Here is a 14,577-nt window from a genome sequence, read left to right on the forward strand (position 1 = left end):
AGAAAATTCGATTTAGCACAGCTGGAGTAGTTGATATTTTTACATTAGTGCGGGAAATGCGTACGCGTGAGGGCGCTGTAAATTTATTTGGTGCTGATTCTGAAAAGCCACGCAGCTAACCAGACGACCTGCCAGTCTTAATAAGGGGACAGCGCGGTTCGACGCTATGACGCTGCCTGAAGGGTTATGAGGTCGTAAAGGAAAGGTAGACGGCGCGGCATTTATTCGGCGAAAGGCGTCGCTTCTGCTGTGACCAGCAGTTTATCAAGTTTTTTTCGCTTTCAGTCTCAGAAATGACGCCACAGGGTGCGTCAACCTGTTTTATGCGTTCAGGATCCCGCGATAAAGACAAGAAATGATGGTAGACAAAGTTTCCGGTAAGCAGGATTGCTACCCTACCGGCCCGTAACCGCCTGCCTGCCGGGCGCAACCGTTGAGATTATCGGAAACTTTAATGGAAACAGTGTTAAACAAAACGTTGAAAGAAAGGGTTTTTCACTCAATACTTTTTGAGGTGGTGGCTAATGTCCTGATTGCGCTCATGCTGGCGGCGATATTAGCCGTGCCCGTAACGCAATCTGCCGTGCTGGCAGCGCTGTCCGCCGTCACGGCGATGCTGTGGAATGTTATTTTTAATCGCCTGTTTGATGCTGTTCAGATAAGAATGGGTTTCAGGCGGAGCCTGCCTGTCAGGATCCTCCACGCCGTCCTTTTTGAAGCCGGACTGCTTGCCGTCCTGATCCCGGTAACCGCCTGGTGGTTTACTGTCTCATTGTTAAAAGCCTTTATGTTGCAAATTGCGCTGGTCGCCTTTTTTCTGCCTTATACCGTTGTGTTTAACTATGTTTACGACTTTTTCCGGTTTCATTGGGTTTGCCGCTCCAGGGGCGCAGAGAGGTGATAATGCCGCGTATTATAACAAGCTGCCTGATTTTACTGGTTTTAGCCGTGCTGATTATCAATTATTCGGTGCCCATCAGGTTTGCTGTAGAGGATCTGCTTTACCATCTGGCGCTGTTTCTGATGCGCCTTCGCTCGCCCTGAACGTTTTGCTGTAAAAAGGGTATTGTCGTTAACGAGGAATGTTATGGTCGATTCTGCTGCTTCTCCACCCTTGCTGCATCTGCTGTGCGGTAAAATTGCTTCCGGTAAATCCACCCTGGCGCAGCAGCTTGCCAGTGCTCCCCGCACGCTTATCCTGTCTGAAGACAGCTGGCTGTCCGGGCTTTATGGCCCGGAAATGAAAAACGTCACGGATTACGTCAAATACGCTGCAAGGCTGCGCGATACGCTGACGCCTCATCTTGTTGCCCTCTTGACAACGGGCACTTCCGTAGTGCTTGATTTTCCGGCAAATACGCTTGCGCAACGCCAGTGGATGAAACAAATTGTGGATCAGGCCCGCTGTATGCACATCCTGCATTTCCTGGATGAGCCAGACAGTTTGTGCAAAGCCCGGCTGGCGTTAAGAAACCAGGCCAAAAGCCATGACTTTGCCGCTACGGAGGCCGAATATGAGCTTATCAGCCGCTATTTTGTTGCGCCGGTAGAAGAAGAAGGTTTTAACATCAAACGTTATTCCAGCCACGCTGGCTAAGGTCAAGCCGATGATCAGACGGGCACGCCCGGAAGAAGCACGGGCGCTATGGCAACTACGCAACCTGGCTATCCGCGCCGGTTGTAGAGCGTCCTACGGTGAAGAGAAGGTCATGGCCTGGACGCCGGACAAAATGCCTGGTGGCTATCTTCAGGCCATTGTTCAGCACCCTTTTTTTGTGGCAGACGCGCCGGGTTTTCCCGTAGCGACAGGCTTTCTTGACAGCGAAAAGCACAGCGTGGAGGCCATTTTTACCCTGCCGGACCATATGGGCAAAGGGTACGCCACGCAAATTTTGACGGCCATAAAAAATGAGGCCCTCTCCAGGGGCATCACCACGCTCACCCTTTCCTCCACGCCGGACGCCATGACATTTTACCAGCGTCACGGCTTTACGCTGCTCAGAGAATCGGTTTACCACTCTGCGCTGGCGGGCGATCTGCTCTGCATGGAGATGCAGGCCGGGCTGTTACATTCAGAAAAAGTTACATTCTGAAACCCCTGAAAAACCAACTAAATAACAATAATTTAATTGCCTCCCCTTTTTGCCGGGCTTGCGATCCGTCACAGGCCTGCCAGGGTTAACGGAGCGTTTTAACAAGAGATTTATTCCAACAGGAGGTTAATATGGCCCGTTTTCAGCAAAAAGTCGTGGTGGTAACCGGTGCAGGTTCCGGTATTGGTCAGGCTGCGGCAGAACGCTTCGCCAGCGAAGGCGCTTCCGTGGTGCTGGTAGGCCGCACGAAAGAAAAGCTGGATAAGACGCTGGCGAAACTGGCTCAGGGTGAGCATCTGGTTGCAACTTGCGACGTGGGCGAGGCGGAACAGGTAGAACGGCTTGCCAAAAACGTACTGGATAAATATGGTCGGGTGGACGTGCTGGTAAATAATGCCGGCCAGATCGTGCAGGGCCGCATTCATGAGATCGCGCTGGACGACTGGAAACAGCTGATGAAGGTTGACCTGGACGGCGTGTTCTACTGCGTGCACTACTTTATGCCCGCGCTGCTGAAAAGCAAAGGCAACGTGGTTAACGTTTCTTCCGTTTCCGGGCTGGGTGGCGACTGGGGAATGAGCGTTTACAACGCCGCCAAGGGCGCGGTCACCAATTTTACCCGCTCGCTGGCGCTGGATTATGGCGAAGACGGCGTACGCGTAAACGCCATCTGTCCCGGCTTTACCTTTACCGATCTGACGGAAGAGATGAAAGATAACCAGCAGCTGCTGAATAAGTTCTATGAGCGTATTCCGCTGGCGCGTGCAGGTGAACCGGAAGATATCGCCAGCGCGATTGCCTTTATTGCCAGCGATGACGCCCGCTATATCACCGGCGTTAATCTGCCGGTCGATGGCGGTATCATGGCATCCAACGGTCAGCCTAAACAGGCCTGATGTTTCCGGCGGCACGGCGTGCCGCCTAATCCTCGTTACTGGCCGCTCGCCATTGATTAATCATTTCCGCCGTCACTTCTTTTACATAGCAAATCGGCGCTTCACCGCCCTGCCTGCTCCATGCGCTTCGTCCACCGCAGCGGCTGCCGTTTCTGGCTGAATTAAACGGGCAGGCGCAGCTACCCGAATAGTCTGCGATGGACTCGGCTACAATCCGCTGCTGCACTTCCTCGTCCGACAACCGGGCAGCCAGCGCCGGGTCTGCATAAAAAAATATTATCGCCAGGCTTAATACCCATTTTAATCTCATAGCGCCTGTCCTTACGATCTTCTTGCTGTTTGCAGCGGAAAGGGATGTTTTTGTGCGCGACCTCAGGCCGTTTCAACCTCATCAATCAGATCGGGACGCTGATTTTTGACATTGCCCACGGCCTTACTAACCGGATGCCAGGCAAATTCATCAATCGGGACGGCCCCCTCTTTTACTATTTCGCTCGCCTGCTCCGGGGTGGTTTTTTCACTTATCCAGGCAAGCGCGGCCTCGGGCGTCAGCACCAGCGGCCGACGATCGTGAATATCCAGGAGTCCTTTATCGCTGGCGGCCGTTACGATCAAGAAGCCCTCATGGTCGTCCTCTTTGTTAAAAGGCGCTTTACCGATGGCCGCAAAAAAAAGCGGCCCGCCGCTCTGATGATAAATAAAGTAAGGCTGCTTGTTACTGCCGTCGCGTTTCCATTCGTACCAGCCGTCGGCCATGACTATCGCCCGCCCGCTGCGCCAGAGCGGCTTAAACATTTTGCCCGTCGCCGCCGTTTCCGATTTAGCGTTAATCAGCGGCTGCTTGTGCCACCATTCCGGGCTGTATCCCCAATGGACAGGATCGAGATGAAGCGTCGCGTCACGTTCATTGAGCAACAGTACGCGCGTACCTGGCGCCACGTTATAGCGGCCAAGCGGCTCTGGATCGTAAGCGATATCCCGCTCGATACTGTTGCTCAAGGCTTCCAGATAAGCCTCACGGGATCGGTATTGAGTAAAACGTCCGCACATAATCTCCTCCTTTTCGATAAGCGTAGCAGCGAAAAACGGCAGGCCGCCCATGCCGTTCCCTTTTTTTCACGTGCTCGTAGCAGGCATAACTCGCCCTTTTGTAACGAAAGTTTATTAGTTACTGTCGCTTACCTTACCGCCGCAGGCTGAGCTGGACAGCCTGGCGGAAACAGCGTGATAGTACTGTTTTTTTATCAGGATCCTTATTGGGATTTATAAGCGTATATTATCTTTGCTTCGTCACTTACAGAGAACAGAGATGAAAAAAACGACCTTGCTTTTGCTGGCGTCCCTGATGGCTGTGCTGTCTGCTTCAGCATTCGCCTGTCCTAAGGGACAACATCCCCATGGCGGTACCGGTTCCCATCATAAAGGCGGCTATTGCTCTTACTGAGTCTTATTTTCAGAGCACCGCCCCCGAGTGATTTTTTATCAAGGCGCAAGCATTTATCAGCATGGCAAAGACCTGACACAGCAACATTGCGCCTTTTATAACGGCTTTAGATGAACAGGTTCAGCGCTCATCATCGCCGACCGCAAACAGCACTCCCCCCACCACAGATCGCCAGGCTCCCCCTGTCAGCAGTAAACTTAAAAAAGAACAGCATGCTGGCCGTCAGAAATCAGAGGGCAATGAACGGATAGCGCGCTAAAAACCTGTAACGGCGCTGAATAAAGTGTTTATCAGCCTCCGACAAGAAGGTTTCTTTACGCCTTTGAGCAGGTATGGCATCACCTTATTTTTTAAAAAAGGATAGCGATGGCATCAGGAAGATATCAGGTATACAGGCTGCCGCCCGACACGGACGGCAGGTGCTGGCCGTCAGGCATGCGCTTCGCGGTCCGCCAACAGCTGGTCGACAAACGCGACGATTTCCGGCTTATCCCGCTCTATTTGCGCTATTTTTTCGGCAAATTTCGGCAGATACGCCTTATGGGCATACAGTAGCGAATCCAGCACTTTGATGGCCGTATCGCCAGCCGGGATCAGCGGATTGATGGTAAACGCATGCAGCGCCGCGCCATAATCGCCGGTCACGGCCGCTTCGATAGTGGTTTCCTCCATCGCCTTCATCAGCTGGATCATGCCTCGCGCCGCAGGCGGCAGCGCTCCCCAACGCAGCGGCTCCGGGCCATGCGCGGTAATAGCTGCCGTCACTTCCACAATACAGTCGAAAGGCAGATCGGCAATGGCGCCGTTATTGCGCGTTGACACCACCATCTGTTTACCGGTGTTGTTCTGGATAGCGGCGATCAGATCGCAGGCCGCATCGCTGTAGTGTGCGCCGCCGCGCTGGCTCAGCTCTTCCGGTTTGTAGTTAAGGTTGACGTCCTTGTAGAGTTCAAACAGCCGCTTTTCGGTTTTTTTCACCACCTCGGCGCGCGTTTCATACTGCCTGAATTCTTCAACAGCGTGCGCCAGCATCGGCTCCTGTAAATAGTAATAGCGATGATAGCCGCACGGCAGGATGCCAAGGTGTTTGACCTGCTCATAGTGGAAAGGGATCTGGTGAATATTTTTCAGGCCTTCATCAGAGCGATCGCGCTGTTCCGGCGCATAGATTTTATCGATCAGTTCGGCGGTGCGTTCATTTCCTTTGTTGTCCCAGACGCGGTGCCAGTGAAAATGGTTAAGCCCGGCGAACTTGAAGTTTAGTTCCGCCTCGGGGGTCACCAGCAGCTCACAGGCCTGGGTGATATGGCTGAAAGGCACGTTGCACAGCCCCACCGTTTTTTCCCATTGACCATATTTTATCGCGGCTTCCGTCACCATCCCGGCCGGATTGGTAAAGTCGACCAGCCACGCGTTGGGACAAAGCACGCGCATATCGTCAATAATTTCCAGAATAACGGGAATGGTGCGGAACGCTTTAAACAGCCCGCCCGCACCGTTGGTTTCCTGCCCCAACAGGCCGTTGGCCAGCGGGATAACCTCATCTTTCAGGCGAGCATCCAGCAGCCCTACGCGAAACTGCGTGGTCACGTAGTCGGCATCTTTCAGCGCCGCTTTACGATCGAGCGTCAGATGAACCTGCCAGTCCAGTCCGGCCGCCGCAATCATACGCTTCGCCATATTGCCGACGATTTCCATTTTTTCGGTGCCGTCCGCAATATCCACCAGCCAGAGTTCCGCAATGGGTAACCGATCCTTGCGCAGGATCAGCCCTTCGATCAGTTCCGGGGTATAGCTGGATCCGCCGCCGATGGTGACAATCTTTATTTTGTTTTGCATACAAAAAGCTCCTTGAATGAGCGGACAGACAGAGAGTGGGCTGAAAGCAGGTAGCCCTGCCCCTCACCGCATGGATGATGAATGACTGAATAAAACCCGCTGGGCTTTATTTATGCCGGCTGTTCAGGTAGTGATACACCGCGCCCGTCAGCCCCGCGCTGTTGCCATGGCTGGCTCTGGCGACAGACACCGTCAGGCCATACCAGGCCAGATGCGCTTTGATCTCGTCGATAAAGCCTGGCCGTTCGGTTATGCCTCCCCCCAGGAAGACACATTCCGGATCGAACAGATGCGCCAGGTTATAAATGCCCGAGCAAAGATCCTGATAAAATTGCGTAACCAGCCGGACGCAAATTTTATTTCCCTGGTCATAGCCGGCGAATATCTCTTCGCCCGTGACCGTTTCCAGCGGCCTGTCGCTTATCAGCGAATAGCGCCTGCGCAGGACCGCCAGCGTGCAGTTTTCATTCATGGTGTAGCTGTTCAGCCGTCCCGCGCCCGGCCGTTCGCTGAGCAGGTAGCCGAATTCGCCCGCCCTGAAACGATGCCCGCGCACCAGCTCACCGTTGCAAAAGAGCGCGCCGCCAATGCCCGTGCCGATAGTCATCATCAGAAAATCCCGCATCGTCTGCGCGTTACCCAGCCAGCGTTCGGCCAGCAACGCGCAGTTGGCGTCGTTTTCTACGCTAACGGGCAGGCCGGTTTTATTTTGTAGCCACGCCTGTAAAGCAAAGCCGTCAAAATCGCGCAGGGAGCCGCCCATCGTAATAAAGCCCGTCCAGGGATCGACGTAGCCGGGAACGCTCAGGGCTATTCCTTCGCATTCGGAATGGCTCGCCAGCCATGCCTGAATCGACGCCAGTATGTGCTCGCCGGAAAAATTCGGGACCGCCGTTTTTTCCTGCGCCAGGATCTCGCCCTTCTCGTTCAGCACGCCCATTTTTAAGGCGGTTCCGCCAATATCGTAAGCTGCAATTCTCATCATTCACTCCGGCTTGTTGGCGGGCGGCATGGCATCGCCCGTCAGGCCTTTCCGGTCAGCCGGATTTAAAGGGATGCACCGTCAGAGGCGATAACCTCTTTATACCAGTCGAAGCTTTTCTTTTTGGCGCGGGAGAAATCGCCGCTGCCGTCATCGCTGCGGTTAACGTAAATAAAACCGTAGCGCTTATCGTACTGTCCCGTGCCGAAAGAGACGCAGTCCAGACAGCCCCAGGGCGTAAAGCCCATCAGATCGACGCCATCCTCCAGCACGGCTTTTTTCATCTGCACAATATGCTCGCGCAGGTAGCTGATACGGTAGTCGTCGTTGATCTCGCCGTTCTCCTCAACCTTATCGAACGCGCCGAAGCCGTTTTCCACGATAAACAGCGGTTTCTGGTAGCGTTCATAGAGCACGTTAAGCGTGTAGCGCAGGCCGACCGGATCGATCTGCCAGCCCCAGTCGGAAGCTTTTACGTGCGGATTTTTGCGGCTGCCGGGGAACGCCTCCAGCGGCGTATCGTCAGTTTGCCGGGCGGTCGCGTACTCTACGGCGTTGCTCATGTAGTAGCTGAAGCCAAGGTAGTCGGTGCAGCCTTCGCGCAGCGTCTGCTCGTCTTCCGGCGCCATATTGATAGTAAATCCGCGCTGCGCCCACTCTTTGCGAACCCAGGCAGGGTAAGCTCCGCGCATATGCACATCGCCAAACAGATAGCGCTGCTGCATCGCTTTGTGCGCGTACATTACGTCGTCCGGATGACAGGACCACGGATAGAGCGGCACCATCGCCAGCATGCAGCCAATTTTAAAATCCGGATTGATGGCGTGGCCCAGCTTCACCACTCTGGCGCTGGCAACAAACTGGTGATGCAGCACCTGGTACATCACTTCTTCAGGGTTTTCGTGATCGGTAAAAATGACGCCGGAGTTGCTGTAGCCATACAGCGGCTTGCGCCAGTTGCGCTGATTGTTGATCTCGTTAAAGGTCATCCAGTATTTCACTTTGTGCTTATAGCGCTTTAGCACCACTTCGCTGTAGCGCACAAAGAGGTCAATCAGCTCCCGGTTAAGCCAGCCGCCATACTGTTTAACCAGATGCAGCGGCATTTCAAAGTGCGACAGCGTGATCACTGGCTCAATGCCGTGCTTTAACAGCTCGTCAAAAACGTCATCATAAAACTTCAGGCCCGCCTCGTTAGGCTCGACCTCGTCGCCCTGCGGGAAAATACGCGTCCAGGCGACAGAGGTGCGGAAACACTTAAAGCCCATTTCCGCAAACAGCGCGATATCTTCCTTGTAACGATGATAAAAATCCGTGGCGAGGTGATTAGGATAATTTTTACCGGCAATCACGCCGTCGGTGATTTCTCTGTCCACACCGTGCGAACCGCCCGTCAGCACGTCGACAATGCTCGGGCCTTTGCCGCCCTCCTGCCAGCCGCCCTCAACCTGATGAGCAGCGACGGCGCCGCCCCATAAAAAATCAGCGGGTAATTTGTCAGACATAAATGGTTCCTTTTTAAAAACTACTGCGTACGGGTTTTGGTCAGCTCCTGCACTTCACGATGCAGGTAGATAATCTCTTCCACCAGCTCACGGCACAGCATGGCGTTCATCAGGTGATCCTGTGCATGCACCAGGATCAGGTTGACCGGGATTTTGCCGCAGCCTTCGTCCGCGCCGATCAGCTCAGTCTGGATCCTGTGTGCTTCACGCACGGCTTTTGTCGCCTCCAGCAGCGAGGCGTCTGCCTCTTCCCAGCTATGCTTTCGCGCCGCCTGGAGCGCCTGCATGGCAGCAGAGCGCGCTTCACCGGCATGGATAATCAGCTCCATCACCGTCGTTTCCATATCCTGTGGTGCATCCATTATTTGGTCTCCTCAGCCAGAACCATGCCGTCAGCCATTTCCGCTTCCTGTTGCAGCAGCTGGCGTTCATACATTTTGAAGAACGGGTAATAAATTAACGCCGACAGGCCAATCAGAAACGCGACCAGCACCACCGCGCGCCAGTCCCACCCCGTAGACCAGGCAGCGCCAATCGGGCCGGGCGTAGTCCACGGCGCCAGGGAAATGGCATGGTTAATCAGGTTGGTGCGCGTCGCTGTCCAGGCGATAACCGCGTTGATCAGCGGCGTGGTCACAAAGGGAATAAACAGCAGCGGATTCATTACTACCGGCGAACCGAAAATGATGGGCTCGTTGATATTGAACATGCCGGGAACCAGGCCCAGACGACCGATCGAGCGCAGATGGGCAGACTTGCTGCGCAGATAAAGGATCACCAGACCCATAGTCGCGCCGGAGCCACCCACCGTAATAAAGAACTGCCAGAACGGCTCAACAAAGACTTTGGTGACCTCCTGCCCCGCGTTAAGCGCTTCCTGGTTAATACCCAGGTTAGCCAGCCAGAACGCCTGGAGCAGGCCGCCGACGATTGCCGCGCCGTGGATGCCGGCAAACCAGAGCAGATGGCACAGCAGCACGGCTATCAGCACGGCGGGCAATGAGTCCGCAGCGGACAGGATTGGCGCAAACAGAGACATAATTGCCTGCGGCAGGATCAGCCCGAAATGGCTCTCCATAAGCAGATTCAGCGGATAAAGCGTGAGGAAAATAACCAGGATCGGGATCAGCAGATCGAAAGACTGCCGGATTTTGGGCGGCACCTGTTCGGGAAGCTTAAAGCCGATATTGTATTTCGTCAGCAGATGCATGATTTCGGTACAGTACAGGCTGATAAGAATGGCGGTGAAGATGCCCTCACCGCCCAGAGAGGCAACCGACAGCGCACCATCTTTTTGCGGCGCGGCGACCACCAGAAAGGTCATCAGCGAGAGCAGCGCGGCCATCAGGCCGTTGAGCTTATAGCTCTGCGCCAGGTTATAGGCGATAGCGCTGGTGATGAAGACGGCCATAATCCCCATCGTCATATTGTAAGGCATCATCAGCTGGTCGTTATATTGCCTGACGATGCCCAGCCACCATTTTGCAAAAGCCCACTGGCTGTTTTCACTGAACGGCGGATGAGAAAACAACAGCATAAAGGAACCTACAATTAAAAACGGCATGGAAGCAATAAAGCCATCTTTAATAGCGACAACATGTCTTTGTGAAGATAAGCGCGCGGCTACCGGACTGATACGATTTTCAATCACCCCAAACAGCGAATCGGCCAGTGTGCTCATTATGCCCCCTGATGAGATTCAATAAGCGACAGGGCGGATTGCAGAATTTTTTCGCCGTTAAGCATCCCATAATCCATGGTGTTAATAACGGCAACCGGTTTATGGTATTCGGCCGCGCATTTCTGAAAATCATTGAGCTTGTATTTGATTTGCGGGCCCAGCAGGCAGCAGTCAAAATCAGCGATCTTTTCGCTGAACTCTTCCATGCCAACTGCCTGAATTTTCGTATCAATCCCGAGCTTTACGGCGGCCTTTTCCATCCGCTGCACCACCATGCTTGTGGACATGCCTGCAGAGCAACATAATAATATCTTGATCATAACATCCCCCTTTGTTTCCTGAATTTTTACGCGCCATTCGATCAGCCTGCAACCGGTTACAGATCCTCTTTTTGCTTTTTGTGATCCATCACCCACTCATTCAGTAATTTATTTATCGCTAAACATAAAATAATGTGAGACCGGTTACAGATTATTTATTTATGACGCACCTGAATATATTTACCGTGCATCATTTAATCTTTTCTGGCGTGGCGAGAAAAAAATGCGGGTTTTAACCGCTGCGTTTTTGGTTACAATAAGCGGCCGATACAGAAAGGAAACTCTCCATGATTACGATGCTGGATGTGGCCAGGCGTGCTGGCGTCTCAAAAGCGACCGTTTCTCGCGTGCTGGCCGGGCATGGCTACGTGTCGAAAACGGTGCGGGACAAGGTCATGAGCGCCGTGGAGGAGATGGGCTACCGGCCTAACTTACTGGCGCGTAATCTGGCGACCAACCGCAGCCAGAGCATTGGCCTGATGGTGCCCAATACCCTTTATAACGGCCCCTTTTTTAGCGAGCTGCTCTATCAGGTAGCGACGCTGACCGAACAGCTGGGGTCGCAGCTGGTGCTGGCCGACGGCAAACACACGGCGGACCAGGAGCGGCAGGCCATCAATTTTTTGATCGACAGCCGCTGCGATGCCCTGATCATTTATCCAAGATCGTTGAGCGTAGAAGAGATCGACGCGCTGATCCCGACGATCAGTAAGCCAATGCTGATCCTGAACCGCAGTTTAAAAACGTTCCCACACTATGCCGTCTGCGCCGATCATGAAAACGATACGTTCCAGGCGGTAGATTATCTGATTGGCCAGGGACATCGGGAAATCGCGTTTATCAAAGGCATGGCGGGATCACACACCGGTCTCAGTCGACTGAACGGCTATTTATCCGCGCTAAAACGGCATGAGATTACGCCACATCCGGCGCTGATGCTGGAAGGCGGCTGGACTAACGAGAGCGGCAGGCTGGCGGCCTGCGAGCTGCTGCGGCGCAACGTCAGGTTTTCCGCTATTGTCGCCAGTAATGACGATATGGCGATCGGCGCCGCCTGCGCGCTGAGCGCCGTGGGGCTGAAAGTGCCGGACGATGTCTCCCTGCTCAGCTTTGATGATATCCCCGTCGCCGCCTATGTGACGCCAGCGCTGACTACCGTACGCGTGCCGGTTGCAAAGATGGTGTCCAGCGCGATGATGCAGCTGGCGAAAATGCTGGATGGCGGGCAGGTCGAGCCGCTGGCGCTGATGCCGGGCGAACTGATCCGCCGACAGTCGGTGGGGATCGGGCCTTATGGTAAGGCACAGGAGAGATGAAGCCTGCCAGGGATCGGCAAGCCGTTATCTTACTTTTCCCGTTACAAACCCGGCGATCTCACGGTTTCCTGAGGTATAGCCTGGGGATTCTCTCTCCCGTCAGATGTGCTGTTATAACTCTGTAGCGATCACACCACTTTTGCATGAAACAGTAGAATTATTTATATTATCTGCAAATTTTTCAAAGGCGATGGCATTGCCACGCTTAGAGCAATCACTAAAAGGGAGCACGGCACGTCATGTAGCCCCAGGATATTGTGTGGTGAAGAGATCCGGACATCTTAATAATCAGATGTGGAAACGGTTCAGGGATGCCCCTTTTAATAGTGGGTTATAACCTGTTTCCATTGCGAGACGGGGCGTTAGCACTATTTAAACTGCGCTTATTATGTACCGTTTTAAAAGGATTTGGATAAAGGCCTGGAATATAAAAAGCCAACATAAAATTTACATCCTATGTTGGCTACATATTGCAAAACTCAGCTTACATGTGCTGAATCATAGCATCGCCAAACTCTGAAGATTTCAGCAGCTTAGCGCCATCCATCAGACGTTCGAAGTCATAGGTAACGGTTTTGGCCGCGATGGCACCTTCCATACCTTTAACAATCAGGTCTGCGGCTTCGAACCAGCCCATGTGACGCAGCATCATTTCTGCGGACAGAATAACGGAACCCGGGTTCACTTTATCCTGACCTGCATATTTAGGCGCCGTACCGTGGGTGGCTTCAAACAGCGCACATTCGTCGCCGATGTTTGCGCCAGGTGCGATACCGATACCGCCAACCTGCGCCGCCAGGGCGTCGGAGATGTAATCGCCGTTCAGGTTCATACAGGCGATAACGTCATATTCTGCCGGACGCAGCAGGATCTGCTGCAGGAACGCATCGGCGATCACGTCTTTGATAACGATCTCTTTGCCGGTGTTCGGGTTTTTGATCTTCATCCACGGGCCGCCGTCAATCAGCTCGCCGCCGAACTCGTCTTTCGCCAGCTGGTAACCCCAGTCTTTGAATGCGCCTTCGGTGAACTTCATGATGTTGCCTTTGTGCACCAGGGTCACAGAATCGCGATCGTTGGTGATGGCGTATTCAATCGCCGCGCGTACCAGGCGCTTGGTGCCTGCTTCTGAACATGGCTTCACGCCGATGCCGCACTGCTCAGGGAAGCGAATTTTCTTCACGCCCATTTCGTCGCGCAGGAATTTGATCACCTTATCCGCTTCCGGCGTACCGGCTTTCCACTCGATACCGGCATAGATATCTTCGGAGTTTTCGCGGAAGATCACCATATCGGTCTCTTCAGGACGTTTAACCGGGCTTGGCGTGCCGGTATAGTAACGGACCGGGCGCAGACAGATATAAAGATCCAGCTGCTGGCGCAGGGCCACGTTCAGGGAACGAATACCGCCGCCAACTGGCGTGGTCAGTGGGCCTTTAATCGCCACACGGTACTCTTTGATTAAATCGAGGGTTTCCTGCGGTAGCCAGACGTCCTGGCCGTACAGCTCTACTGATTTCTCACCGGTATAAATTTCCATCCAGGAAATTTTACGCTCACCGTTATAAGCTTTCTGCACGGCGGCATCGACCACCTTGATCATCACGGGAGAAACGTCGACCCCAATACCGTCACCTTCAATAAAAGGGATGATTGGATTGTTTGGGACGTTCAGCTTGCCCTGATCCAGGGTGATTTTCTGACCTTCCGCCGGAACAACTACTTTGCTTTCCATTAACCTCTCCTTCGAGCGCTTTTTTGTTAATGATTTGTAAGATGCGCGTCAATACTACTCGAATATTCACGCCGCGCCAATCTTCACCGCTTTGCGTTATAATGCGCCCATTGTGAACAAGTGCAAAGACTATGCGTAAATCTTCCGTTAATAATCACCGCCTTAAACGATTCAGCCCGGCCCGCAGCGCCAAAGCCGCCGACAAGGGGCCAAGGCGTGTTATCGTTTTTAACAAACCCTTTGACGTCCTGCCGCAGTTCAGCGACGAGGCAGGCCGCAGCACGTTAAAAGATTTTATTCCCGTTAGCGGCGTTTATGCTGCCGGCCGTCTGGACCGCGACAGCGAAGGCCTGATGGTGCTGACCAACGACGGCGCGCTGCAGGCTAAGCTGACGCAGCCGGGCAAACGCACCGGAAAAATCTATTATGTTCAGGTGGAAGGCGCACCGGGCGAGCGTGATATTCAGCCGCTGCGCGATGGCGTTAATCTGAAAGATGGCCCTACGCTGCCCGCTGGCGTAGAAATCGTCGAGGAGCCGGAGTGGATTTGGCCGCGCAACCCGCCGGTACGCGAGCGCAAGGCTATTCCCACCAGCTGGCTGAAAATCACTTTATTCGAGGGTCGGAACCGTCAGGTGCGGCGCATGACCGCCCATATCGGCTTCCCTACCCTGCGTCTGATCCGCTTTGCTATGGGCAATACGGAGCTGCAAAACTTATCGCCCGGCGAATGGCGCGACGTCACCGGCGACTTTCCCCTCTGAGC

General features: G+C 53.8%; 16 protein-coding genes. 7 read left to right on the forward strand and 9 right to left on the reverse strand.

Annotation, left to right across the window (positions count from 1 at the left end; all coding sequences use genetic code 11):
• Positions 1 to 463 precede the first annotated feature (463 nt).
• From ACMGEE_RS04380 to budC, 5 genes are all read left to right on the forward strand, one after another.
• Positions 464 to 901, forward strand: coding sequence for a PACE efflux transporter (locus tag ACMGEE_RS04380; RefSeq protein ID WP_436829727.1), 438 nt, complete (start codon positions 464 to 466; stop codon positions 899 to 901).
• A gap of 2 nt (positions 902 to 903) precedes the next feature.
• A complete protein-coding gene (locus ACMGEE_RS04385) occupies positions 904 to 1,044 on the forward strand; it encodes a hypothetical protein (RefSeq protein ID WP_436829728.1) in 141 nt (46 codons plus the stop codon).
• A 43-nt stretch (positions 1,045 to 1,087) separates the two neighbouring features.
• A complete protein-coding gene (locus tag ACMGEE_RS04390; RefSeq protein WP_436829729.1) occupies positions 1,088 to 1,597 on the forward strand; it encodes a P-loop nucleotide/nucleoside kinase family protein in 510 nt (169 codons plus the stop codon).
• Between the two features lie 10 nt (positions 1,598 to 1,607).
• Positions 1,608 to 2,093 carry a GNAT family N-acetyltransferase gene (locus ACMGEE_RS04395; RefSeq protein ID WP_301251739.1) on the forward strand — a complete coding sequence of 162 codons (486 nt, stop codon included), beginning with the start codon at positions 1,608 to 1,610 and terminating at the stop codon, positions 2,091 to 2,093.
• Positions 2,094 to 2,224: 131 nt separating this feature from the next.
• On the forward strand, positions 2,225 to 2,989 hold the full coding sequence (gene budC / locus ACMGEE_RS04400) for a meso-2,3-butanediol dehydrogenase (protein ID WP_253454540.1): 765 nt from the start codon (positions 2,225 to 2,227) through the stop codon (positions 2,987 to 2,989).
• A 25-nt stretch (positions 2,990 to 3,014) separates the two neighbouring features.
• Here the strand turns inward: budC and ACMGEE_RS04405 are convergent, their stop codons facing one another.
• From ACMGEE_RS04405 to ACMGEE_RS04440, 8 genes are all read right to left on the reverse strand, one after another.
• A complete protein-coding gene (locus ACMGEE_RS04405) occupies positions 3,015 to 3,299 on the reverse strand; it encodes a hypothetical protein (protein ID WP_301251738.1) in 285 nt (94 codons plus the stop codon).
• Positions 3,300 to 3,361: 62 nt separating this feature from the next.
• A complete protein-coding gene (locus ACMGEE_RS04410) occupies positions 3,362 to 4,039 on the reverse strand; it encodes an SOS response-associated peptidase family protein (RefSeq protein WP_370733921.1) in 678 nt (225 codons plus the stop codon).
• Between the two features lie 823 nt (positions 4,040 to 4,862).
• On the reverse strand, positions 4,863 to 6,272 hold the full coding sequence (locus ACMGEE_RS04415; protein ID WP_436829730.1) for a 6-phospho-beta-glucosidase: 1,410 nt from the start codon (positions 6,270 to 6,272) through the stop codon (positions 4,863 to 4,865).
• Positions 6,273 to 6,378: 106 nt separating this feature from the next.
• Positions 6,379 to 7,254, reverse strand: coding sequence for an ROK family protein (locus tag ACMGEE_RS04420; protein ID WP_301251808.1), 876 nt, complete (start codon positions 7,252 to 7,254; stop codon positions 6,379 to 6,381).
• Between the two features lie 65 nt (positions 7,255 to 7,319).
• Positions 7,320 to 8,759 (reverse strand): 6-phospho-beta-glucosidase, encoded by a 1,440-nt coding sequence (locus tag ACMGEE_RS04425; protein ID WP_301251736.1) that lies wholly within the window; start codon positions 8,757 to 8,759, stop codon positions 7,320 to 7,322.
• Between the two features lie 20 nt (positions 8,760 to 8,779).
• Positions 8,780 to 9,121 carry a PTS lactose/cellobiose transporter subunit IIA gene (locus ACMGEE_RS04430; RefSeq protein ID WP_253454545.1) on the reverse strand — a complete coding sequence of 114 codons (342 nt, stop codon included), beginning with the start codon at positions 9,119 to 9,121 and terminating at the stop codon, positions 8,780 to 8,782.
• On the reverse strand, positions 9,121 to 10,440 hold the full coding sequence (locus tag ACMGEE_RS04435; RefSeq protein ID WP_253454546.1) for a PTS sugar transporter subunit IIC: 1,320 nt from the start codon (positions 10,438 to 10,440) through the stop codon (positions 9,121 to 9,123). The genes ACMGEE_RS04430 and ACMGEE_RS04435 overlap by 1 nt, the downstream gene beginning before the upstream one ends.
• A complete protein-coding gene (locus ACMGEE_RS04440) occupies positions 10,440 to 10,760 on the reverse strand; it encodes a PTS sugar transporter subunit IIB (RefSeq protein WP_253454547.1) in 321 nt (106 codons plus the stop codon). The genes ACMGEE_RS04435 and ACMGEE_RS04440 overlap by 1 nt, the downstream gene beginning before the upstream one ends.
• Before the next feature lie 287 nt (positions 10,761 to 11,047).
• Here ACMGEE_RS04440 and ACMGEE_RS04445 point away from each other — a divergent pair, with 287 nt between their 5' ends.
• On the forward strand, positions 11,048 to 12,076 hold the full coding sequence (locus ACMGEE_RS04445; protein ID WP_253454548.1) for a LacI family DNA-binding transcriptional regulator: 1,029 nt from the start codon (positions 11,048 to 11,050) through the stop codon (positions 12,074 to 12,076).
• A gap of 484 nt (positions 12,077 to 12,560) precedes the next feature.
• Here the strand turns inward: ACMGEE_RS04445 and icd are convergent, their stop codons facing one another.
• Positions 12,561 to 13,811 (reverse strand): NADP-dependent isocitrate dehydrogenase, encoded by a 1,251-nt coding sequence (gene icd / locus ACMGEE_RS04450; protein ID WP_301729699.1) that lies wholly within the window; start codon positions 13,809 to 13,811, stop codon positions 12,561 to 12,563.
• A gap of 131 nt (positions 13,812 to 13,942) precedes the next feature.
• On the opposite strand from icd, the gene rluE reads away from it, so the two are divergent.
• Entirely contained in the window at positions 13,943 to 14,575 is a 633-nt protein-coding gene (gene rluE, locus ACMGEE_RS04455) for a 23S rRNA pseudouridine(2457) synthase RluE (RefSeq protein WP_301251732.1), read from the forward strand.
• Positions 14,576 to 14,577 lie beyond the last annotated feature (2 nt).

The sequence above is a fragment of the Erwinia artemisiae genome, from assembly GCF_051400835.1.
Taxonomy (GTDB): domain Bacteria; phylum Pseudomonadota; class Gammaproteobacteria; order Enterobacterales; family Enterobacteriaceae; genus Erwinia; species Erwinia aeris.

Coding starts and splice junctions, on each gene's coding strand:
- rluE (WP_301251732.1), top strand. CDS start 13,943: ATGCGTAAATCTTCCGTTAATAATCACCGCCTTAAACGATTCAGCCCG.
- ACMGEE_RS04385 (WP_436829728.1), top strand. CDS start 904: ATGCCGCGTATTATAACAAGCTGCCTGATTTTACTGGTTTTAGCCGTG.
- ACMGEE_RS04445 (WP_253454548.1), top strand. CDS start 11,048: ATGATTACGATGCTGGATGTGGCCAGGCGTGCTGGCGTCTCAAAAGCG.
- ACMGEE_RS04415 (WP_436829730.1), bottom strand. CDS start 6,272: ATGCAAAACAAAATAAAGATTGTCACCATCGGCGGCGGATCCAGCTAT.
- ACMGEE_RS04430 (WP_253454545.1), bottom strand. CDS start 9,121: ATGGATGCACCACAGGATATGGAAACGACGGTGATGGAGCTGATTATC.
- icd (WP_301729699.1), bottom strand. CDS start 13,811: ATGGAAAGCAAAGTAGTTGTTCCGGCGGAAGGTCAGAAAATCACCCTG.
- budC (WP_253454540.1), top strand. CDS start 2,225: ATGGCCCGTTTTCAGCAAAAAGTCGTGGTGGTAACCGGTGCAGGTTCC.
- ACMGEE_RS04435 (WP_253454546.1), bottom strand. CDS start 10,440: ATGAGCACACTGGCCGATTCGCTGTTTGGGGTGATTGAAAATCGTATC.
- ACMGEE_RS04420 (WP_301251808.1), bottom strand. CDS start 7,254: ATGAGAATTGCAGCTTACGATATTGGCGGAACCGCCTTAAAAATGGGC.
- ACMGEE_RS04405 (WP_301251738.1), bottom strand. CDS start 3,299: ATGAGATTAAAATGGGTATTAAGCCTGGCGATAATATTTTTTTATGCA.
- ACMGEE_RS04410 (WP_370733921.1), bottom strand. CDS start 4,039: ATGTGCGGACGTTTTACTCAATACCGATCCCGTGAGGCTTATCTGGAA.
- ACMGEE_RS04440 (WP_253454547.1), bottom strand. CDS start 10,760: ATGATCAAGATATTATTATGTTGCTCTGCAGGCATGTCCACAAGCATG.
- ACMGEE_RS04390 (WP_436829729.1), top strand. CDS start 1,088: ATGGTCGATTCTGCTGCTTCTCCACCCTTGCTGCATCTGCTGTGCGGT.
- ACMGEE_RS04425 (WP_301251736.1), bottom strand. CDS start 8,759: ATGTCTGACAAATTACCCGCTGATTTTTTATGGGGCGGCGCCGTCGCT.
- ACMGEE_RS04395 (WP_301251739.1), top strand. CDS start 1,608: ATGATCAGACGGGCACGCCCGGAAGAAGCACGGGCGCTATGGCAACTA.